General features: G+C 49.2%; 18 protein-coding genes and 16 tRNA genes. 32 read left to right on the top strand and 2 right to left on the bottom strand.

Annotated elements, in window-relative coordinates; all coding sequences use genetic code 11:
• Positions 1 to 193: 193 nt before the first annotated feature.
• From ACI1P1_RS06675 to ACI1P1_RS06590, 18 genes are all read left to right on the top strand, one after another.
• Positions 194 to 269 (top strand) — tRNA-Asn (locus ACI1P1_RS06675).
• Positions 270 to 272: 3 nt separating this feature from the next.
• A tRNA-Ser gene (locus ACI1P1_RS06670) sits at positions 273 to 365 on the top strand.
• Between the two features lie 13 nt (positions 366 to 378).
• Positions 379 to 450, top strand: a tRNA-Glu gene (locus ACI1P1_RS06665).
• An 8-nt stretch (positions 451 to 458) separates the two neighbouring features.
• Positions 459 to 534: transfer RNA gene (locus ACI1P1_RS06660), tRNA-Val, on the top strand.
• 9 nt (positions 535 to 543) lie between these two features.
• A tRNA-Met gene (locus ACI1P1_RS06655) sits at positions 544 to 617 on the top strand.
• Between the two features lie 6 nt (positions 618 to 623).
• Positions 624 to 700: transfer RNA gene (locus tag ACI1P1_RS06650), tRNA-Asp, on the top strand.
• 18 nt (positions 701 to 718) lie between these two features.
• A tRNA-Phe gene (locus ACI1P1_RS06645) sits at positions 719 to 794 on the top strand.
• An 8-nt stretch (positions 795 to 802) separates the two neighbouring features.
• Positions 803 to 878: transfer RNA gene (locus ACI1P1_RS06640), tRNA-Thr, on the top strand.
• Positions 879 to 887: 9 nt separating this feature from the next.
• Positions 888 to 971: transfer RNA gene (locus ACI1P1_RS06635), tRNA-Tyr, on the top strand.
• Between the two features lie 22 nt (positions 972 to 993).
• Positions 994 to 1,067 (top strand) — tRNA-Trp (locus ACI1P1_RS06630).
• An 18-nt stretch (positions 1,068 to 1,085) separates the two neighbouring features.
• Positions 1,086 to 1,161, top strand: a tRNA-His gene (locus ACI1P1_RS06625).
• Between the two features lie 19 nt (positions 1,162 to 1,180).
• Positions 1,181 to 1,252 (top strand) — tRNA-Gln (locus ACI1P1_RS06620).
• 6 nt (positions 1,253 to 1,258) lie between these two features.
• A tRNA-Gly gene (locus ACI1P1_RS06615) sits at positions 1,259 to 1,333 on the top strand.
• A 6-nt stretch (positions 1,334 to 1,339) separates the two neighbouring features.
• Positions 1,340 to 1,410, top strand: a tRNA-Cys gene (locus tag ACI1P1_RS06610).
• A gap of 10 nt (positions 1,411 to 1,420) precedes the next feature.
• Positions 1,421 to 1,494 (top strand) — tRNA-Arg (locus tag ACI1P1_RS06605).
• 9 nt (positions 1,495 to 1,503) lie between these two features.
• Positions 1,504 to 1,582, top strand: a tRNA-Leu gene (locus tag ACI1P1_RS06600).
• Between the two features lie 181 nt (positions 1,583 to 1,763).
• Positions 1,764 to 2,729 (top strand): tyrosine-type recombinase/integrase, encoded by a 966-nt coding sequence (locus ACI1P1_RS06595; RefSeq protein WP_416215581.1) that lies wholly within the window; start codon positions 1,764 to 1,766, stop codon positions 2,727 to 2,729.
• A 297-nt stretch (positions 2,730 to 3,026) separates the two neighbouring features.
• Positions 3,027 to 3,974: a tyrosine-type recombinase/integrase gene (locus tag ACI1P1_RS06590; protein WP_416215580.1), complete on the top strand. Its 948-nt coding sequence runs from the start codon at positions 3,027 to 3,029 to the stop codon at positions 3,972 to 3,974.
• A gap of 126 nt (positions 3,975 to 4,100) precedes the next feature.
• Here the strand turns inward: ACI1P1_RS06590 and ACI1P1_RS06585 are convergent, their stop codons facing one another.
• A complete protein-coding gene (locus ACI1P1_RS06585; protein WP_416215598.1) occupies positions 4,101 to 4,319 on the bottom strand; it encodes a helix-turn-helix domain-containing protein in 219 nt (72 codons plus the stop codon).
• Between the two features lie 436 nt (positions 4,320 to 4,755).
• On the opposite strand from ACI1P1_RS06585, the gene ACI1P1_RS06580 reads away from it, so the two are divergent.
• The 14 genes from ACI1P1_RS06580 (at position 4,756) to ACI1P1_RS06515 (ending at position 18,390) form a co-directional block, all read left to right on the top strand.
• Complete coding sequence (locus ACI1P1_RS06580) at positions 4,756 to 5,055, top strand: hypothetical protein (protein ID WP_416215579.1); 300 nt, start codon at positions 4,756 to 4,758, stop codon at positions 5,053 to 5,055.
• 21 nt (positions 5,056 to 5,076) lie between these two features.
• Positions 5,077 to 5,415, top strand: coding sequence for a hypothetical protein (locus ACI1P1_RS06575; RefSeq protein WP_416215578.1), 339 nt, complete (start codon positions 5,077 to 5,079; stop codon positions 5,413 to 5,415).
• A 684-nt stretch (positions 5,416 to 6,099) separates the two neighbouring features.
• Positions 6,100 to 6,849, top strand: coding sequence for a DUF3102 domain-containing protein (locus ACI1P1_RS06570; RefSeq protein ID WP_416215577.1), 750 nt, complete (start codon positions 6,100 to 6,102; stop codon positions 6,847 to 6,849).
• Between the two features lie 778 nt (positions 6,850 to 7,627).
• The gene (locus ACI1P1_RS06565; protein ID WP_416215576.1) at positions 7,628 to 8,578 is read left to right on the top strand and encodes a hypothetical protein; all 951 of its coding nucleotides are present in this window, start codon (positions 7,628 to 7,630) and stop codon (positions 8,576 to 8,578) included.
• Positions 8,579 to 8,594: 16 nt separating this feature from the next.
• The gene (locus ACI1P1_RS06560) at positions 8,595 to 8,834 is read left to right on the top strand and encodes a helix-turn-helix domain-containing protein (RefSeq protein WP_416215575.1); all 240 of its coding nucleotides are present in this window, start codon (positions 8,595 to 8,597) and stop codon (positions 8,832 to 8,834) included.
• Positions 8,835 to 9,124: 290 nt separating this feature from the next.
• Entirely contained in the window at positions 9,125 to 9,385 is a 261-nt protein-coding gene (locus ACI1P1_RS06555) for an HNH endonuclease signature motif containing protein (protein WP_416215574.1), read from the top strand.
• A gap of 293 nt (positions 9,386 to 9,678) precedes the next feature.
• Positions 9,679 to 9,924 (top strand): cold-shock protein, encoded by a 246-nt coding sequence (locus ACI1P1_RS06550; RefSeq protein WP_416215573.1) that lies wholly within the window; start codon positions 9,679 to 9,681, stop codon positions 9,922 to 9,924.
• 424 nt (positions 9,925 to 10,348) lie between these two features.
• Positions 10,349 to 10,957 carry a hypothetical protein gene (locus ACI1P1_RS06545; protein WP_416215572.1) on the top strand — a complete coding sequence of 203 codons (609 nt, stop codon included), beginning with the start codon at positions 10,349 to 10,351 and terminating at the stop codon, positions 10,955 to 10,957.
• 2 nt (positions 10,958 to 10,959) lie between these two features.
• Positions 10,960 to 11,895, top strand: a complete 936-nt coding sequence (locus ACI1P1_RS06540) for a hypothetical protein (protein WP_416215571.1) — start codon at positions 10,960 to 10,962, stop codon at positions 11,893 to 11,895.
• A gap of 63 nt (positions 11,896 to 11,958) precedes the next feature.
• Positions 11,959 to 12,210: a hypothetical protein gene (locus ACI1P1_RS06535; RefSeq protein WP_416215570.1), complete on the top strand. Its 252-nt coding sequence runs from the start codon at positions 11,959 to 11,961 to the stop codon at positions 12,208 to 12,210.
• Entirely contained in the window at positions 12,211 to 15,708 is a 3,498-nt protein-coding gene (locus ACI1P1_RS06530; RefSeq protein WP_416215569.1) for a hypothetical protein, read from the top strand. It begins immediately after the preceding gene.
• Between the two features lie 12 nt (positions 15,709 to 15,720).
• Positions 15,721 to 17,322, top strand: coding sequence for a phage tail spike protein (locus ACI1P1_RS06525; protein ID WP_416215568.1), 1,602 nt, complete (start codon positions 15,721 to 15,723; stop codon positions 17,320 to 17,322).
• A gap of 47 nt (positions 17,323 to 17,369) precedes the next feature.
• Positions 17,370 to 17,999, top strand: a complete 630-nt coding sequence (locus ACI1P1_RS06520) for a stalk domain-containing protein (RefSeq protein ID WP_416215567.1) — start codon at positions 17,370 to 17,372, stop codon at positions 17,997 to 17,999.
• 64 nt (positions 18,000 to 18,063) lie between these two features.
• On the top strand, positions 18,064 to 18,390 hold the full coding sequence (locus ACI1P1_RS06515) for a phBC6A51 family helix-turn-helix protein (protein ID WP_416215566.1): 327 nt from the start codon (positions 18,064 to 18,066) through the stop codon (positions 18,388 to 18,390).
• 1,239 nt (positions 18,391 to 19,629) lie between these two features.
• On the opposite strand, the gene ACI1P1_RS06510 is transcribed toward ACI1P1_RS06515, so the two are convergent.
• Positions 19,630 to 20,943, bottom strand: a complete 1,314-nt coding sequence (locus ACI1P1_RS06510; RefSeq protein ID WP_416215565.1) for a transcriptional regulator — start codon at positions 20,941 to 20,943, stop codon at positions 19,630 to 19,632.
• Positions 20,944 to 21,025 lie beyond the last annotated feature (82 nt).

Here is a 21,025-nt window from a genome sequence, read left to right as displayed (position 1 = left end):
GACGAGGTAGATAGGTTCGGGGTGGAAGTGTGGCAACACATGGAGCTGACGAATACTAATCGGTCGAGGGCTTAACCAACGAGAGTGGCGGTAGCCACACTCACTTGGTAAGCAGTGGTATAGATGAAGAGGTTTCGGTGACCTCGTTTCGCATCCGGTTTTCAGGGCACAAGCTCTGAACTGTAGTGTATATTCCCTGATAGCTCAGTCGGTAGAGCACTCGACTGTTAATCGAGTTGTCGCAGGTTCGAGTCCTGCTCGGGGAGCCATATGGAGAGGTGTCCGAGTTTGGTCGAAGGAGCACGATTGGAAATCGTGTAGGCGCCACAAGCGTCTCGAGGGTTCGAATCCCTCTCTCTCCGCCACTATTTTTTTAGTGGCCCGTTGGTCAAGGGGTTAAGACACCTCCCTTTCACGGAGGTAACAGGGGTTCGAATCCCCTACGGGTCATGTTTCTCGGGCGCTTAGCTCAGCCGGGAGAGCATCTGCCTTACAAGCAGAGGGTCGGGGGTTCGATCCCCTCAGCGCCCACCATATTTACGACGCGGGGTGGAGCAGCCCGGTAGCTCGTCGGGCTCATAACCCGAAGGCCGCAGGTTCAAATCCTGCCCCCGCAATACCGCGGAGCCGTGGTGTAGAGGCCTAACATGCCTGCCTGTCACGCAGGAGACCGCGAGTTCGAATCTCGTCGGCTCCGCCATTTTTTACAACAACATAAGGCTTGGTAGCTCAGTCGGTAGAGCAGAGGACTGAAAATCCTCGTGTCGGCGGTTCGATTCCGTCCCAAGCCACCATCTATTGTGCCGGTTTAGCTCAATTGGTAGAGCAACTGACTTGTAATCAGTAGGTTGGGGGTTCAAGTCCTCTAGCCGGCACCATTTTTTTGTGGAGGGCTAGCGAAGTGGCCAAACGCGGGAGACTGTAAATCTCTTCCTTCGGGTTCGGTGGTTCGAATCCATCGCCCTCCACCACTTCTTTATTTGACATTTACATAGGGGCATAGTTTAATGGTAGAACAGCGGTCTCCAAAACCGTTAGTGTGGGTTCAACTCCTGCTGCCCCTGCCATTCAAACTTAGTAACATGGCGATCGTGGCGAAGTGGTTAACGCATCGGTTTGTGGATCCGACACTCGAGGGTTCAATTCCCTTCGATCGCCCCACTTATTTTTTTCTGTTTATTGGGGATTAGCCAAGCGGTAAGGCAACGGACTTTGACTCCGTCATTCCTAGGTTCGAATCCTAGATCCCCAGTATGATGCGGACGTGGCTCAGTGGTAGAGCATCGCCTTGCCAAGGCGAGGGTCGAGGGTTCGAATCCCTTCGTCCGCTCCATAATATGGCGCCATAGCCAAGAGGTAAGGCAGAGCTCTGCAAAAGCTTTACCCCCAGTTCGAATCTGGGTGGCGCCTTTTTTTGCTTGTTCCCTTAGCTCAGCTGGATAGAGCGTTTGACTACGAATCAAAAGGCCAGGAGTTCGAATCTCTTAGGGAACGTTTGAATAAGCCGGCGTGGCGGAATGGCAGACGCGCGCGACTCAAAATCGTGAGGGAAACCGTGGAGGTTCGAGTCCTCTCGCCGGCATCATTGTTTTCCGCTAGTTTACGCTGATTATGCGCCGATTGTACGAATGTACAGTCGGTTTTTTGCGTTATCAGTAGTGCGCAATGATTTTATACAGCGGACAGACGTTATACGTACGACTATGGTCGTTTTTATCGGCCCCGAATCGGTGCAGCGGCGAATACTTTTCGGAGGTTGTGTAATGGCAAAACGCAGAAAAAACAATCTAACACAGGAGGATTTTCTTCCGGAGCATAAACCGGTGTACGTGGTAGATGATTTGGAAAGCGCGATCGACTTATTTTTACGTGACGGAAAAATACGGAATATAAGTCCGCATACAATTGGATTTTATAGACAGGAGTTAAACAAGTTTAAAAAGATACTTGAAAAGCAAAAAATTAATACAGCTCCGCACACTATAACTCAGCAAATCATAAAAGAAAACGTTATACTGCACCTTATGGACGATGGATTGAAAGAAACATCCATAAATTGTATCTTACGCGCTATACGTGCAATGTTTAACTATTTAGTTAAAGAGGGACACTTAGTACAAAGTCCAATGTGCAAGATGTCACTCATAAGACAGAAGAAGACAGTAGTTAATGCTTTTACAACTACCCAATTGCGGCTTCTATTGGCTCAGCCTGACCAAAAGACTTTTATAGGCGTTAGGGACTACACGGTCCTGTCACTGTTCTTAGAAACCGGAATCAGAGTCCGAGAATTAGTTGATATTAAGCTTGAAGATATTAACTGGAATGACGGCGTAATAAAAATTGATGGGAAAAACAACAGACAGCGGCTGGTTCCCTTCCAGAGTACCATGAAGAAGCAGCTTATGAAGTACATCCAACTCCGCGGCAAACTTGAGCATAATTCCTTATTTGTGACGATCGACAACGGCCCTATTACGATTCGTCAGGTACAGGAACAGGTGTCACGGTATGGACGCAGGGCAGGAATTGACGGCGTTCGCTGCTCGTGCCATACGCTGAGACACACGTTTGCAAAGCTTAGTGTTCAAAATAAAGCGGATATTTTTGCCCTTCAAGCCGTCTTAGGCCATGCGAATCTGGACCAGGTAAGAACCTACGTAAACTTGTTTAGTAACGAAGTGCGGGACGAGCATCGCAAGTTTAGTCCTCTTGAAAAGTTATTCTAAGCGGCGCAAATTGAAACGCCACTCTACCGGTAATCTTCGGTGGGTGGTTTTTTTTGCTTTCTCGCCGCCTATATCGTCTAATTTGACGTATTCTAAACGGTAAAACAACGTTGTATTTCGTGTTATACTAGGCGGACGAAAGGAGGTGCGCTATTATGACGTGGATTGCACCGGATATGCCGAAAATGGCTATGCAAAAGGTAATTACCGCAGTACGTAAGAATAACGGAGATTGACGAACCGCTGACGCAGATTAACGCGTTGGCGGTTTTATTATTTCATGGGAGGTTTGCAGAAATGGACTACAAGGAGAAACGAAAACTACTGTTAGAAATGAAGGAGGCGAAAGCTGAACTTAAATTTCCTGAAGCAATTAATCTCTTCATAAAGTCGCGGAAAATGAAAAACTTAACGGAAAGCACTGTTTCTTCATATCATCAGGTTCTCACCGGGTTCGCTAGGTTTCTCGAAAGCATCGAGGTATCTACGTTAAAGGCTGTTATTGTGGAGGATGTTCAGGAGTTCATTCAATCGAGATTGGACGAGGGTAATAGTGCACCGACGATTAATAAGTACATTCGCAGTATCCGGGCATTTTTTAATTACTTACACAGTGTCGGCTACATTACGGAGAATCCGATGGAGTTTATTGATAATATGGTTGAAGAAAAAAGGATGCCTCGAACATTGAATCATGAACAGGTTACAGCACTTTTAAACGTTCCTGACCGTGGGAGTCCTATAGGTTACCGTAATTATGTCTTTCTCCTACTCCTTCTTGATACCGGTATTAGGTTAGATGAGGCGTTAAGCATTCGTAACCATGATATCTTCTGGAAAGAACGAACTATAAAAGTGTTTGGTAAATCTAGGATAGAGAGGACCGTTCCCTTCGGTGATTTTTTCAATACCCACTTAATCCAATACGCTGAATTGCGACCGGAGTCCGATTCAACGATATTCTTTTTGAATATTGAAGGGAAACCGCTGAAGCGACGGACCATACAAGAGGAGATTACAGAATATGGCGCTCAGGCAAAGATAAAAGGGGTAAGAGTTTCGTGTCACACACTGAGGTATACGTTTGCCCGGAATTATGTTATCAATGGAGCTGACACCGTAAGCTTTATGAAAATAATGGGCCATAAATCATTACATATGGCACAACTATATGCCGAGATGTTCCAAGCGGATATAAAGAAGCAGCATTCCAAATTCTCACCGGTTAATTCGATACTCAGTTGAATGTTGGAAATAGTGATTTAACGTAAAATTCGCACGAAATAGCCGCCAGAGAGCGGAGGAGGTACGTTACCCCTTCCGGCAGTCTGCGCGGCTTATTTTGAGTGATTTCAACGGTAAAACAGCGTGTTATTCCGGTATGTATTCAAGTACCGCGGATAAGTCATACTCTTTGCCGGACATTTCGTTCAAAGTATTTATCAGCTTATTAAGCGTGTCTAAGTCGATACGTCTGGTTTTTCCTTCACACAGTTCATATACAAAGTTGGGACGCACCTTTGCTTCTCGGGCAAGCGCGCCTTTCGTAATCCCTTCAGCGTCTAGAGTTTTTTGAAGAGCAATCCGCATAGCCAAGCACACCACCTCAAGAAAAGTATACCGTAATACTAAACAATGGGAAATAATCTATTGACGTTTATCAACAGGCGTTATATACTCGTTTTAACGATAGACGTTAAATATTATACGTTAATCAATTAGAGGAGGTTTCAACGTTATGACAACATCGACCATTCCCGCTCGATCCCATACACATTCCCGCCGTATCCGCCTGACCCCGAAGCTTGTCGCAAAAATGCTCGGTTTAGTCCTGGCGGAAGCTCTTCGTCATCTTATCTCTTAGTCTCCGCCTGATGAGTCCGCAGCGGAAGCGGACGAAACGAAGGGCCTTGCGGTCCTGAGTCGCGGATATCCGTTATAGGGACGCAGTTTAGCGTCCACCTACGTTGGAGGCTGCGCGTCTCCACTTTATATAGTAACGCAATTGAAACGAAGGAGATGCGCTATGAAGACGTTTAATATTCTCGTTTGGGATAATCAACGCGGAGATTTTATCGGAGCCGGAACGCTGCGTACAGCATTACCGATTACACTCGGCTGGTCCGTAGATTCCCGCTCCGGCTGCGTAACCGTGACTGACATGGAATCCGGAGCTAAGGCGGTATATTGCCGCGGTTTCTTTCATCGCGTAACCGGAACTAACCCTGACGCTATTGCCGGCCGTTTTGACGCGGATGCCACCGTGCTGTCTAATCTTGGGTTCACAAATGAAAGGAAGTCCTGCGAGGCTGTCGCAAGACACTAAAACGGGGGAGGTATTACGAGGATGAAGAAAATTACAATCGTGTACAACTACGAGGATATTGATTATGTAAACGGTGGGACGGTGGCTTGCCAGTCGGAGGAGGCCGGGTATTTGATTACGCCTAATATCGCAGTCTCCACATGCCTTCGCACTTTATTCTTTCTGCATGTCGTTCCTTCCGCTGAAGGAGTAGATTTGTACGATGATAATGGAATCCTGTGCGAAATCGACCTTCTCAATACCGAGTCCTTTGATATCACCTCCATTCCGGTAGAAGCTGCGCTCTCTTTTGCGATGTGGGCGGCGGGTGAGAATGTCGCTATTCTCTCTAATGCCTGCGCCGCACCTATCGCTGTTTAACTACCTCATGTCCGGTATTCCCTCTGCAAAGTGATTCCGGACACTTTCGATATGTCCGTCGTTCTGACAACTACGCGCCAACGTAGTAAACTCCAACAGACCGCCAGACGGACCCTGCTATGGAGATCGTCGTTCCGCAGCCTACTCGCCAAAGTAGCGAATGTGGACCGCCAGACGATCTTTCTTCTTTTCTATACCCATTAATACGAACATACATTCGCTTGGTTTCGAAGTTTCATAAATTATTTTTCGAGGAGGGATTACATGGAGTGTAGGGCCTATTTTATTCCGGATGAGGAGGAGCCGCTAATCCATCTTGAAGCGGAAACGGTAACGGAGGTATTGTCCGATTTCTTCCGGAATTTTGCCCGCCAGCGTCCGCACGCGCAAGTTTATCGCGGTCCCAGCGTTTTAATTGGGCGTTCAGTGGTACGGGAACGCCAACAAGCGGATTGTATGGAAAGTTTACGTCAGGAGACGTTACCTATCCGGTAGAGGATAGCGTAATTATCCGAAAATAGTTTCCGGTAAAGTGCGCAAGACGGCAAAGTCATTCCGTATCATATGGTGTGAGAAAAAAAAACGAAAGGAGGCAGAAAAGAAAGTTTTGGAGAATTGCGCGAAATGAACTTCGAGGGGCGTACTATACCTACGAGAGGATAAGACGGAAGGAGGGCGCACCCTATGGCGAAGCAACTCGTAACTCTATCGTCGGATTTAACCGTAATCACCGCGGAAATCAACTCGTATAAACGGATCGCAGGCGATGCTATATTCGAGATTGGTCGGCGGCTGAAGCACGTTAAGGAGAACGACTTGGTTCACGGACAGTTCGGGGAGTGGTTGGAGCAGTTAGACATTCACCCGAGAATAGCACAGCAGATGATGAAGGTATCGGACCACTCGCAGTTAAAAACGAGTACGTACTCGCATTTGGGGCTGAAAGCACTTTACGAAATAGCAACGCTGCCTCCCGAAGAACGCGAACGCGACCACACGCTGAAGTCCGGTGAGACGAAGTCGCCTGCGGAAATGACCGTCCGCGAACTGCGCGAAGTTAAAGAGGCGCTGAGAAAGGCGGAGGATACGCTTAAAGCCGCAGAGGAAGCGCGCAAAATGGCGGAGGATCGCGCGGAGCAAGTAGCGGACGAAAACGCAGTCCTGCGCGGTACCGTTGAATCCCTTGCGTCTACGCCTCCGCCACTACCGCGTATCGAAGTACAGACGGAGTATGTCGCTGACCCTACGCTGAGTGACCGGTTAAAGCGGTATGAAGCGAGGTATGGCGTCTATAACGCCAGCTCCCGTAGATTCAATATGAATCAGCGCGAGCATAAAAGAAGCTGCCGCGTCACTCCGTTCCTTGCCCTGCTCCGCCAAAAACCGCGGCGTATCAGACTATTCTATATTTTAACGTCGGTCTTAAACGGTTAATTATGACGTTGATATATAACACGTTCAGACGTCCCCGGTTTTGGGGCGGATGAGGCAAGGGAACGATAGTGACCGCGGCAGGCTCTTACGCTTGCGCTGACTCGTACCGAGTCTACGGAAGCTGTCTGGCTGTCTGCTGTGAATCAATATGATTCAACGTAGACTAACGCTATACTCCGACTCTTTACGTAATCTCCTCCGCCAATATTCGTATCGTCAACGGAATTTAAGTAGAAGAAAAGAAGGATAGAACCCTCCAAAAATGCCGCCAACCTTAGTGCCACGCGAGTTTCCGGCCTTTTCCTCTGTTCCCGAAAGGCAACCTATCTCCCCTGTTTTGTTCCCGAAAGGCAGTCTAATTTTCTACCGCGTATTAATTCCTTGTTTTCCCGACCATATATTATGAGGAGGTCTGTTGCTTTTTGTGCCTTCAGTTATCTATATACTGGTGAAGGAAAGTCCGCCGGTGTATGCAGAACCCGATTATTCTTCCTGTCTCAGGGACTATAAAAGGGAAGCCCGATATTTCTCTCGACCATGTCGTACTACATTATGAAGGGTTGTTCCGATATTTCGCAAAGTCTCGTGTCTATACGAATTGAGGGGTATTACCGATATTTTCGACCTTTAGTAGGCGCTATATTATGAGGCCCGATAAAAGGCATGAAAGTGTATCTGAGGATATGAAAACGCCAATTCAAATTTTTGGCTGTCTTCTCGAAGCCATTTTTTTACCCAACTGCTAAATAAATAATAGCAAAAATTCAGGAGGGGTTACATGGGAAGATCGGCAGAAAGCACACGAGAGTGGAAAGGGATGCGTCCGCGCCAGAAAGCCCGCTTATTCGCGACTTTTCAAAACGGAACAATTCGCAACGGGTCGATTTTTGCGCCGGACGGAGTCGACGTAAGCCACCGCATGAAACTCGTTGCCCGTACGACTCTTGCGCAGGCTCGGTATGCAAAGAACCGCGCTGATATGGGGCGATTTGCGGACGAAAACGGCGGATTCGTCAACGCCTATTATGCGCCGTGTGTGACGCTGGAACAGCAGTATCCGACGCTATCACAATCGGACGTTGGCCGGTTAATGTTTTTGGCGACGTACACCGCGTACAACGGAACACTTCAGCACGATAACGGCCGCATTATTGACCGCAGCGGAGTCGAAGAGTTAGTCGGACTCAGCCGCAGCCGGTTTTCGGAGTTTTACGGCAAACTCATATCCGAGGGCGTACTTTGTGAATTGGAAGGGGGGCGAATCCGCGTTAACCCTGCGCTATTTATTCGCGGGAAGAGAGAGGACGTCGGCGAGGGAATGCAAAGCATCCGGCTGTACCGGGACACGATTCGCCGTCTCTACGCTAAATTCGGTCAGGGGAGGGATGTTAAGCAGTTGTCCATTGTGTTTATGGTTATTCCATTCCTTAATTTCCGCTACAACATCGTAGCCATGAACCCAACCGAGTATTACGACAGTAACGTTGTGCCTATGACGCTGGATCAACTTGCCCTCGTTCTTCAATACAGCGACGCGTCTAAGTTGAAAAGAGCCATGGGCAAAGTAAGGCTAGACGATCAGCCAGTTTTTGCATTTGTCGAGGATACGGAGGATCGGCGTAAGCGCCGTATTATCGCCAATCCGCGTGTCTTGTTCGCCGGTGACGCTAAGTCTCTTCGCGAACTGGAAGCTTTAGCGGTTGTCTTCAATTCCACGAGGAGGAGATAGAGTAAGGAGGATTTGTATGTTGGTCACTAGCAATAATCTGGCGTTGGTGCGGAGATATTACGGCGTTACCGCCGCCCGGTTAGCCGGAATGTTAGATGTGCATCCGAGTTTTATTAGTCAAATTGAGATTGGGCACCGTCCTTTGCCGGAGGGCTTAGCGTTGAAAATTGAGCAAGAGCTTGGCCTTACGTCCGAAAGAATCGCTAAGATAAACGCCCTAAGCAATGAGCTTAACCAAAAAACTGAGAAAAGGTGAATGACATGAAAAAGACATGTTCAGATTGCGGAAAGTCCTTTAACCCCAGGTCCAATCGTGCAAGGGTATGCCCGTCCTGTCGTGCAAAACGAGACAGCGCAAGTAAGCGCGCATGGGATCGTCGTCCACAAAACGCGCTACGACTCCGTATCCGCTCTCAGCGTAACCGGGCTATTGCGCTCGGTGACGTCGAGGCTGCGCAAACTTGGACGTATCAAGCTGCTATGGATGCACTGGATATGCTCGGCGGGGACCGCTGCATACTTACCGGATCGACGGAGGATGTGACGATGGATCACGTTATTCCGCTTAAGTACGGCGGTCGTACCGCAATCGGCAACATGATACCAATTGCTCGATGGCTGAACGCGTCAAAGGGCAACACAAATATCTTTGACTGGTTCCGTGATAACGGGGAACGGCTCGGGATACACCGTGTTAAGTTCGCACACATGATCGGCCTGCTCGCGTTGGTAAACGAAATGTCCGCAGCCGAGTATGTCGAGTACGTCTATTTGCACTTTAATGTGGATGAGGCGGCTAATGAGTAGCGCATCAGAGGCGGCTAAAGCGTGGTGTCCGTTTTTCCAGGCGGGGATATGTGCGTTGCTTGATATGCGCAAAGGCGAGATTAATCCGGTATGCAAGTGTTTTCGAAATGAAAAATGCGTGTATTTGACTCACACTATTTTAAAAGGGAGAGGTTAGTTTGTTTATTCAATCGAGCACGTGGAGTCCTAAGCAAGGCCAGGGTACGGGATTAGACTTGGATCTAGGACCAAGCCTCGGACAATGCAAAGCCGCAGCCAAGCCGCCAGCGAAAGAAACCCCGGAGTACATGACGATGCTATCCGGCGCACATACCGGTACGATCATGCACGTTATCCCGGACCGCTACTTTGGATTTATCAAGCCGGATGACGGCGGAGAGGATATGTTTTTCCACTTTAAGTCGGTAATCGACGGTAATCTCCGCTTTTATAAGGCCGGCGCAAAGGTAGCGTATGAGCAGGCGCCAGACCGAAAAACAGGCGCTATCCGCGCTGTTGATGTCCATCTTATCGACCCTAGCGGAGAGGCGCAGTGGTAACGGTATACGCGGACTTAGCATTAATGCAGGCGCAGTCCGGCGAGGTTGCTGCGGGTGTTGTGTTGTATCGTCATGGGCCGGATGGCCCTGCGGATTATTGCGTTATCTCCGCATACTACGACGCGATCCTACCCGACGGTAAAAAGCGGTCAGTTAAGCAGACGCTGCCAACGCTTATTAGCGCAATTATCCGGTATAGCGGACCAGGAGCGCAGAAAATCGCTATATTCCACAGGTTGCCGCATCTGCTATATCACCGCCAGATAATGGATAACGTTATCACACATGACGTAGCCGTCACTTTTACGGAGACTCCGCGCCGGAAAATGACATATGCCCGGTTACTACTAGAGGACGCAGCAAGGCGCAAAGATACCGTAATCCAACCGGTAGGAAATAATACACAAACAGAGGAGAAATGAAAATGGGAAAATTGCGTTGGGAACTGAAAGAGCGCTACGACGCGCAGGCATTGAGGTTCGTAGAAATTACGGATAAGTACGAAAAGGCGGTAATCGACGCCGGAACCCGGCTTCAAGATTTGAAGGCGGAGCTTGACGCTATCGTACGGACTGAGATTCAAACAGGCGCAGACAAGGGCGCAGAAAAAACGAAGATGCGCGCAAGAATTACGGAAGCCGAAGCAGACGTAGCGCAGGCGCAAGTAGAACGGGAAAGGGCAGCAGATTACGTCCGGGCAGAATCCGAAAAGGATCGCGTTACTATCCGGGATCTAGTAGTAGATTGGAACGGCCCATACCTTAAAGCGGTGCGTGAGGCGGAACTGTATCCGATTGTTAAACGGATGGCTGCGGCTAGAGATGCATATTACAGCGCTGTCCTAGAGTACTACCAATTAGTTGAGGACTACCGGCTACAGCGTCATGAAATAGCGATCTTGGAGTACGACGATAAGCGTCCGGGAGACGGTATTGCCGTTCACGAAATCGCAAATATTCACAGCCTACCGTTAGTAACCTACGAAGACTTTCGCCATATCGAGCAGTTTAAAAAATTACCGGAGGTTAAATAACTATGAGCAAACTTGAAGTAGCAAAAGCGTACCTCGAAAAGGTCAAGGAAACCCAATCCACGGGAACGAGCTTCCTGTTGGAGAATAAACAGAAGCTCACAGCAGAGTCCACCAAGATCGAAGGCAACGCTAAACTCTCCGCAGAAGGTAAAGCGGACGCTATCCAGACGTTACGCGAGAAGATGGGCGTAGAGTTTTTGCAGACGTCGTATATCCGCCAGCAGGACGTAAAGCGCAACGCTATCAAGGCGAAGGCAGCAGCGGAGGAGATTTTGTACGCACCAGCTCCGAAACCTGATGCTAAGAAGCTGCAACGGTTTGAATCTGCGCTAAAGGAGCTTAGGACGCATCTTATGCTGTCTACGCGTGCTGATAGCGGATATGAGGCGCTTACATCGTTCATCAAGCGGAATATAGACGGTCCCTATCTTGCGGGAGTAGTTCGCGACCAGTTTGCGGAGATTGCGGCTGCTATTACGAATGCTCCGGAAGCTGACGGGAGCTTGAAGCTGAAGCTTGCGGCCACGTTTGAACGGCTAAAAGGCGATTATGAATCCGCAGAAGTTAAGGAAGCGAGGGCCATTTACGAGGAGGCCGAGGCTGTAGAAGAAAGACCTCAACTCTACAGTACCGGGAAGATTATACAAGATGCGGCCGAAGAGTTGTTTGGTAAGACTCACGCGCAGTATATCAACTCTCCCGCAGATTTCTTTTCTATTGAGGGGAACGAGTCGTTAAAACCGGAGGACGTTGCAGAGGAACCGGAGGTTGAGGAAGAACTTGATATCTACGCCGAAAGGGAAGCTGCACGTGAGGAGTGGTTAAAACTAAAGGCTTTAGGTGACTATGCTCGTTCTCTTGGAGAAGCAGCATATTTGAAGGAAAAGGCTGCTGATCTTCAGAAGCGAGCAGACGCACTAGGAACGTCAGCGGAATAGGGACGGAGTGGGTCTGTTTAAGACGCAGACCCTTTTTCTATCATTTAAACGGAGGGATTACGTATGGATAACGGAGTCATGGCGATTATGATCGAACCATTAGCGAGCACAGTCGCGGGTATGGTCGAAGGTGTTCGCGCGTGTGAGACGCAAGAGGAGCGCGAGAATTTCGCAGCTTTTGGCCTGGATATGGCGTTAGATATGCTTAACACGGCGAAGGTTATCGAGTTACCTGACGCAGATTTCCGGAAGGGAATTGCAAAGTTGTTTGCGCCTATGTTCGTTGAACTCATTACAAAGGAGGAAGTCCGCTAAATGGCGATGGGAGCAACGGATGTCGGCGCGATTAGGGCTAAGCTTACGCTTGATACCGGTAATTTTAAATCCGGAATGGACAACGCAAAGAAGCAAATGCGTGAGGTTGACGCCGGTGCGAAGACTACCGCTAGGAGTATCGAGGGAATTGCGGGAGCACTCGTATCCCTCGGCGCGTCAAAGGCGTTAGTCGGCCTGGTGCGTACGGTGAAATCGCTAACGGACGAGGCGCAGGCTGCGTCTATGGCGGTCAATGGTCTAGCGGAAGTGTCCAAGGCATTGAATGTCAATATCGAACAATCGACGGGGTTGGCGCAAGAACTCGCCAATAAAGGCTTTATGACACTGGCTGAGGCGAGCAGTTCGGTTAAAACTCTGCTGTCGTCCGGATTAGGGTTGGACGAAACCCGTAAGCTGATTTATGCAACCGCCGATGCCGCCGCTTACAACCGCGAGCAGCACTTAAGCTGGGGTGAGGCGATTGTCCAAGTTACAAGAGGTATCAAATCCGGTAACTCCGAATTGACCGATGCGGCGGGGATTACGACCAATTTGTCGGTTTTCCAAGATCGTTATGCGAAGTCTATCGGGACTACGGCGGATAAGTTAACCGAGGCGCAGAAGGTTCAGGCAGCTTATAGCGGAATTATGCAAGAGTCGGCGCTGTACGCAGGTAACGCGGACACGGCGCTGCAAGGCTTCGCGGGTACGCAGGCGGTATTTAACCAGACGCTGCAGACCGCTAAAGTCGAGCTTGGCGAGGCGTATTTGCCGATCGTCGAGAAGTTTCTCGAAACCTTAACGCCTATTATCGTTGACGTGACGAAGTGGGCCAGCGCCAATAAGGAAATGGTCGCCGGATTAACCGCAGCAGCAGGCGCGATTCTGGCGGTAACGGCCGCAGTAGGCGCGCTAAAAACTGCGCTCGCACTCCTCGAAGTAAGCCTCGGGCCTGTGGGCTGGGTTATCGCGGGAGTAACCGCAGCGGCTGGCGCTATAACTGCTTACCGAGCGGCTTCGGATGCGGCAAGCGATAGCGCTTTGAAATGGGCGAAGAATCAGGACGTGCTTAATGCGAAGTTGGCGCAAGACCCAACCAAGCGTTCCGCTGATGACGTAAAGGGATTGCAGGGCGACATTGAAGCGCTTAACAAGATCATGGAACAGCGTAACAAGTTGATGGACGAATACAGCGCGCTCGAGCGTAAAGCACAATCCGGGCAGGGCAGTATGGAAAATACGAATAAAATGTTCGAACTGGCCGACGGGATCAAGGAAGTCGACGCCAGCCTGCGCAAGATGGACTTCAAGAACGCAGACGAGGCGTCAAAGGCGCTTCAGCGGATGAACCAGGCTTACGAGGACTCAATTCCCGCACGCGTCCAAGTGGAAAAGTCCACAATTTCGGAGATTGCCCAACGGGTGCAGCAGACAAACGGGACTGAGGCGTTGCGTAAGAAATATGAAGAACTGAGTAAGGTGGAAAAGCTGAATGACGCACAAAAGGCGGAGCTCGCATCCACCGTCAAACAGTTGGCGAAAGAGTATCCGGATATCATTGCGAAAATGGACGAAGAAGGCCGGTACATAATCACGAACACCGACCTCCTTAACGCGCAGATTAACACGGAGCGCGAAATCATCCGGACGAAAGCCGAGTTGCGCAAGCAGGATCTTCAGGACTTGCAAAAGGCTACAAAGGCGAAGATTCAGGCGGCAACGGCGGAGATTACAGCGCTGAAGGCCGTACTCGAAGCGACCACGACGAAGAAGTCCGTAATCGATGCCCCGGCGTTTGACGAATCGAAGGTTAATCCGCTGCTTACTGGAACGGCGCGCGAATATGCGGTAGCCGAAGGAAAGCGCTTGAACGAAGAGGCTCAGCGTCAGATCAAGTCGGAAAGGGAAAAGTCGAACGAGTTGCAGGCGTCCTTGATCGAGTTGAGCCGCATGGTAAAGGATATCGACGCGAATAAATGGGACGACTATCTCCCAAAAACTGGCGTGAGTGGAGCGACATCTAGCGGCGGAGATGCCGCGAAAAAGTCCGGTAAAACTGCTGCGGAAATCGCTGCGGAAATGAGGCGCGACCTATTCGCGCAGGATATGGCAACAGCGCGTTATAATGCGCAGATGTACGACCAAACGGCGGATGAACAGATTGCTGCTATCGAGCGTATCCGCGAGGCTCATGCGCAATACCTCTCCGAAAACGTCGAGGACGAACGTTCGCTTCAGCTTCAGATTAAGGCACTGAATGAAACGAAGGTCGACGACGCAGAGAAAGCGGCCAAGGCGCAGTATAGCTACTCTTCCGAGTGGATCGCCATGGAAGAACGCAGACTTCGCGAGAAGGGCGCTACCGAGACAGAAGTTGCGCAAATGGCGCTTGACGCTTGGACGCGGGTTAAGGCGCAGTACATCGAAGGCTCGGACGAATATAAATCCGCGGACAAGGAGCAATATACCGCTCGAATGGCGCTTATCAAAGAAGCGGAAAGGGCCGCTAAAGATGCAGATGAATCCGCAGAGAAGCGCCGGGATAAGGCGCAGAAAGCGACTCTCGACGCTATCGACGAGCAGAAGAAGGCGGAACTCAGCGCAATTGAGGCACAGAAAAAAGCGCGGAAGGATTACTACGACGCGCAGATTAAGGCGCTCGATTCCGTAGAAAGGCAGCGCGATCGGTCCGAGATTCAAGCTGAGGCGGATAAGTACCGGCTTGCTACGTCCGAACAAGGCCAGAAGCATTACGCCGAGTTAATCGAGCAGCTTCGGAAAATGGACGTGGAGGACCAAAAAACTGCCTTGGCAAATGCTCGCGACGCCGAGGTTGATACGCTTGACCGTAGGAAGGACGATATCGAATCATGGTACGATGAGATTAAAGCGTCAATTGAATCGTTCAGCGGTGATGTATCGTCTATCTACGCAGCTACCGAGGATTCCCGGTTCTCCGCGTTCGTGACGACAAATGCGCGCATCAAGGCGGAAATGGAACGGTTCACAGCGGAAATGTCCGCAATGAACAACGTAGCGACTCCACAATCGTCCTATGAAGCGTCTATCCTCCGGCAAATGAAATCGAACGCTAACGCGTGGTGGACAGCGAGCGACTCCGGCCGGAAGCAAATTGAAGCGGAGTCACAAGCGCTGGGGGCTTCGATTGGAGCGTCGTATAATAACGGGTCATGGTACAAGAACGGCGTCCCGTTATTTCATACAGGCGGAATTGCTGGCGGCATGTCTTTTGCGAGTGGTAGCGCGTTAGCTTCGGATGAATTGCGGGCAATATTGCGAGCGGGTGAGGTTACGCTGACTCCGGAACAAGTAAAGTCCGTAGTAGAGTCGGTATCTGGCGGAGGTAAGCGGGAAGCCGCGAATATTGGCAACGTTGTCCATATCGAAAATGCAACGTTTGATAGCGCAGAGGACTTCGCTGCCTTCGAACGAAATGCGGGGCAGGCTGCGCTTGATATCCTGCGTAAAGACATTTAAGGAGGTAGCGAATTGAGCAAGTTTCAGTCCCAACTATCGCTATATGTGGGGGCTATGCGCCATATCTTGGCGTATGCCTCCGAGGTTCGCGTATATCAATCGTTCGACGAGAATTACGTTTCCTTCGTCTATCCGTGTATGGAAGACGATGAAGCCCGTTACGCGGCTATTACGGAGGATAATATTGTGGCGTTCCCTGCGGAATACGGCGGACAGCAGTATAAAATCCGCAGCGTTGCGGAGATTCGTCAGGGTAGGCGCATTTATAAAGCGGTAGAGGCGCACCACGTCGCCATATCTCTTAATCAATACTATTTCGACGGCTATATCGACTTTCAGGCTGCGGTCCCGATGGCGGATATGCTGGGGCTACTCTCCGCGGATACTCCGTATGACTTCGCCATTGCCGGGACATTCGCGGCTAAGGACGTGTTTAACTGGGGAGAGGACAGGAAACGTAATCTACTCGACCAATTAGCGGAGTTGTACGGCGCTGAGATATCGTTCAACAACTATACTATTACGCTGTCTCCGCAGATTGGCGGCAATTACGGCGCGCGCGTTATCTACCGTCACAATATGCAAGGCATCCAGCGGAAGAGTCATAATATGGAGCGTATAACACGGCTATACGGTTACGGCAAGAACGGATTGACCGTAGAGGGTCTTCCGGGTCACTCCGAAAAATATATAGATAGCTCGCTGTACGATCCGGATAACCCATTTGAGGCTTCGGTTACCTTCGCTGAAATCGAAGAGAAGGCGCAGCTTCTGGCGGAAATGCAAAAGCACCTTGCGAAGTACGAAGCGCCGTCCGTTACGTACACTGTCGATTTCGTCGAGATGGAAAAGATTGATCCGGAGTTTGACGCTTACAAAATCCGCGGTATCGGCGATATCGTCACCGTTACGGATTCAGAATTGGGATATGCGTTTACGGCGCGCGCGGTCGAGTGGACCCACTATCCGTTTGAGCCAAAAAGAGGCAGCGTATCTCTCGCCAATTTCCGGGAATTAAGTAAAGACGACTATATCCACGAAGCGCGTACCGGTGTTAAGAAGGCGATGCGGTATACGTCCATTAACGCAGTCCTCAAAGGTCAGCGGTACGATGATTCGGTTAGTTTTGTTGATGGCAGAGGCATTGGTGTAAGTAATCCCGCCGGTCAGGAGTTAGTGCGCCTCGGCCAGACGTCCCCCGGTGTTTACGGACTTGCGATGTTTAACACATCCGGAGTAAAGACGTTATGGCAGGACGCAGCAACGGGGAATGCGTATTTTGGCGGTGTTGTAACCGGAGCGCAAATCAACGGATCTACTATCAACGGTGGCAATATTAACGTGAATACGGACCTTTACGTTGGCCGGAATATCTACATGGAAGCTTCTGACAACCTCAACTCGAAGCGGCTATACTTCGGTCCTTCGGGGATTGGTGTAAATATTCAAGGCGATGTGTTCACGTACTCTCTTTACCTTAACGCAGGGAATAAAATATACCTGAACGGCGTGGACGTCCTAGCGAGAACTAGCTCCCTACAGTCGGACATGATGCTCGTGTGGTCAAATATCAACGCTCTATGGACAGCAATAAATTCTTCCAGAGGCGTCTAATAAGCGGTATAATTGGCGCATACCACTTGTACTGGAGGTTTTTGGATTTGAGAAAATATATTGTAGGGGCATTCTTCGGAATCTTATTGTCGTTCACTACTGTTGCATTTTCTGCCAGCACGTTACAGAAAGTTGACGCCTATCTTCGGCCCGACTTTAATGTTAACGTAGACGGAAAGGCTGTAAAGTTAAATGCGGTCCCAATCGTCTATGACGGCAGCACCTACCTGCCGGTTCGTGAAATCACCGGGATTTTGAATAAAAAAGTAGATTGGAAGGATGAAACCTTGACAATAGAAATTAAGCAGAATGGGATTATCGGGAATCCTGTATTCGCAGGAGACTACCAAGAGAGAATTGCTACTGAAGCTGGGTATGCTTATACCGGTAATATTACAAGAAGGTTTGAGTATGAAGGAATTAAGGCTATTGAGTACAAAGGCGTTGAATACTTTTCACGAACTGAATTTAACGACAAATACGCGGATCGATATAAATCTGCTGCGTTCAAACCGTTTGAAGAGGTAAGCTACGAAGAGGGAACGATATTTAGAAACAAGGACGGAAGCGAAACGGCGCGAGTAAGATACCCCGGAAAAGAAGGATATTGGATCGTTTTCGAGGATGGAAGCACCTGGATTAATACGGAATACTATCCGGACGACTTCCGCAAATAACACAATAATACCGGAGCCTCCGCGCGAGGCTCTTTTATTTTGCCTCACGAAAGGAGGAAACGTTATGGCACGTAAGAAACGCCGCGGCAACTATCCGAAGCGCAGACTTCCGCTGGATGAACGCCATTACCGCGCTATTGATTTACTGACGACACATCCGCGGAAGAATCACGAAGAGATTGCGCAGGAACTCGGCATAACGAGGATGACGCTATTTCGTTGGCGCAACCGGCCGGACTTCGACCGGGAGTATCGGCGTATCCTTAGCGAGAAGGTACGCATATTAACGCGTGGGCGTAGCGTGGACGTGCTTGCATATGCAATGAAAGGCGACGCGGAGATAGTCGAATGGGCGTTTGTTAACGCTGGATTGCTTTCGTATAGTGTGTGAATACGAAAGATAGTCACCCTTGCGCAAATGTGCGATAAGCGTATACGTGGCGCGGTTTCACACTATGAAACTACGTGTTACAAAACTTCGCATTTCCGGATTTTTTCCGCAGCAGGGTCGAGACGTGCGTCCACTCCGAAATTTTCAGCCGCTGGAACGCTCGGACCGGAAGACAGCGCCAAACTCACGGGGTTACGTAGGGTTACGCTAGTCACCGTATGTATAACGTAATATTTACGAATGTATACGCAATGTATACGCAATGTATAGCGGCGATCCTGCGTAACTTTACCGTATTAAAGCGGACTCTACAGTGATGCGGGTTTTTACGTTTAATGGCGTTAAGCAAACGCCTATGTATAACGTGTGTATAACGGGTGATTTCGGACGACGGCGCATGTGAGGTATAAACGTAGATACGGCGCGGGTTTACGAAGGATGTCAAGTAATAGTAGTTTACGTAAAAATGCGACTTTTATGAAATAGTCTGCGAATATTTATGCATAGCGTTTATGCGGTCACTATCGCATATAGACGCATTAATGCGGTGAAGCAACGGGGTAATCGTGGACCCCCAACCCGGTCGCTGCGTGAGGCCGATTCTGCTGTACGGAGTTTGCGCGTAGCAAAAATAACTCACGGTGTTACGTCGTAGCGGAAATGGTGCGGTGTCGAACGATTTAACTTGACGGTAACTTGCGCTCATTGGTCGGAACAGTATTCCGGTCACAGGCGCTTTTTCTGCGTATATAATAGAAAGCACAATTTTATCCGCGTTGACATTCGCCGCGTCTCCGCCTATATTAAAGTTACGCTGGAGATGCGCATTATTCGGCTGAAATAACGATCCGTTTGCGTATGATTATCCGTCGATTGTCCGGTAATAGCACGATGAAAACCGCATAATACGCAATGCAAAAGGGCATAATCAGCGCTAATAGCGGAGTTTCCTTCGAATGGCAGACGCGCGCGACTCAAAATCGTGAGGGAAACCGTGGAGGTTCGAGTCCTCTCGCCGGCATTAGCTAAAGAGCTCATTAGAGGTATTCTCTAATGGGCTTTTTTATTTTGTTGTATTCCAAATGTGATATTCTCCATACAAGGGACCCTTGCTAAGCTAGGCTAAGCTAAGCTAGAGTCCCTTTGAAGTGTACCCCTTAGAGTAGACATTGCGACGAATCGAGAAATACATACAGGTTTATCCAAATGCGGCTACAGTGAAAATGAAACAATCACGTGTCATCTGCTTGATTTTCGCCCTTCCTTGTCGAGAAACAACAGCTCGTAGTATTTTTTAGGCCGCCCTTTACTGTTGTCCCGTTTTTCAAATACCGTTTGGACGTATTTACTTTCTTCAATTTTGTTAAGGATGCGGTTTGCACCTCTGACGGTCATGGACAGGCACCCGGCAACATCCTCTGAGGATAATTTATTGGTTCTCATGATTTCTGCATAGGACATGATTTTTTGCAGGTTAATGTTGTTAATTCCGATGGTTTTGGCTAACGCGATGATTTCCGGGTCCCCCTGTTCAGAGAACTGCATGACATTCATGCTCCGCATTGGGCCGATAACCTTTTGCTCCTCGTTAATAAAAAAGCTGCAGCTGCCCGTATAGGCCTCCGCCTGTCTGAAAGCTTTGGTGGCGTTGACGTTAGCCTGAAAATACTCATGCCCCGAGCCCCATCCGATCTTCACCTTATCGCTCATATGTCCGTCCAGATACTCCAGCAGGGTACAGTTATGCGCATTAGAGGTGATTCTCATGAAATTGCCGTAGGTGGTGTACAGTCTGACAAAGCCTTCCGAAATTTGGGCCGTGTCTGCCAGATTCATGCTGTGCAGAAACCTGCCGACAAGGACTTTCAGCTCATGAAGCTGTTCTTCAGATGATGGCTCTGCCGTTTTGGACGATAAGCATGCAACAACTGCCCTTTGGTTCTTAAGCTTGAGGATAGTAATTTTGTTGATGATCTCGCTTATGGTCTCTTTGACGTTTTCCAAAGTGGGCCGGATTAAGATATATCTGACTCCGTGCTTTTGGAGTTTCGGAACAAAGTGGCCGAACGCCGTGATGGACAGGTCTATTTTCTTATTTTCCCACAGAGTGATATGGTTCTCCAGCATCGTTTCCACCCGTTCGAGCAAATCTCCGCTGTCGACAGGCTTTCCCTCGTGAGTCAGGTATTGTTGGAATTCACTGAAAGACTCGATGATATACGCATAATCCACATAGATCCGGGATATATCAAGCCCGGGCTCTGTAACCAGCAGCCGGAAAAGCTCCCTGTACAGCAGGTTTTCATCATCCTGCAAAATGTGAACAGGTACTTTATCATTCAGGCATTGCTTATCGATTGACTCATAAAGCATCCTGCCACTGATCACAAATCCATCCACCGAATCTACGTTTTGGAGATAGAGGTCAGTTGTTTCCCGGAAGTTGCTGATTGTAAGAAACCGGAACTGGCATAAGGGCCGCATTTCTTCTTCAATGGCGCGGAAATAGTCCATATGGGTCTCAGGCGTAATAATACCCAGCTTGATTTTCATGATCGATTCCTTTCATAAACACTTCAATCAAAAGAGTTATATCACAATAAATGTGATATTTCAATGTCCAAGCAGCCTCCAA

Source organism: Paenibacillus mesotrionivorans (assembly GCF_046098205.1).
GTDB classification, from domain to species: domain Bacteria; phylum Bacillota; class Bacilli; order Paenibacillales; family NBRC-103111; genus Paenibacillus_AR; species Paenibacillus_AR mesotrionivorans.
The sequence above is the reverse complement of the archived record's forward strand: the minus strand, read 5'-3'. Positions and strand labels throughout refer to the sequence as shown.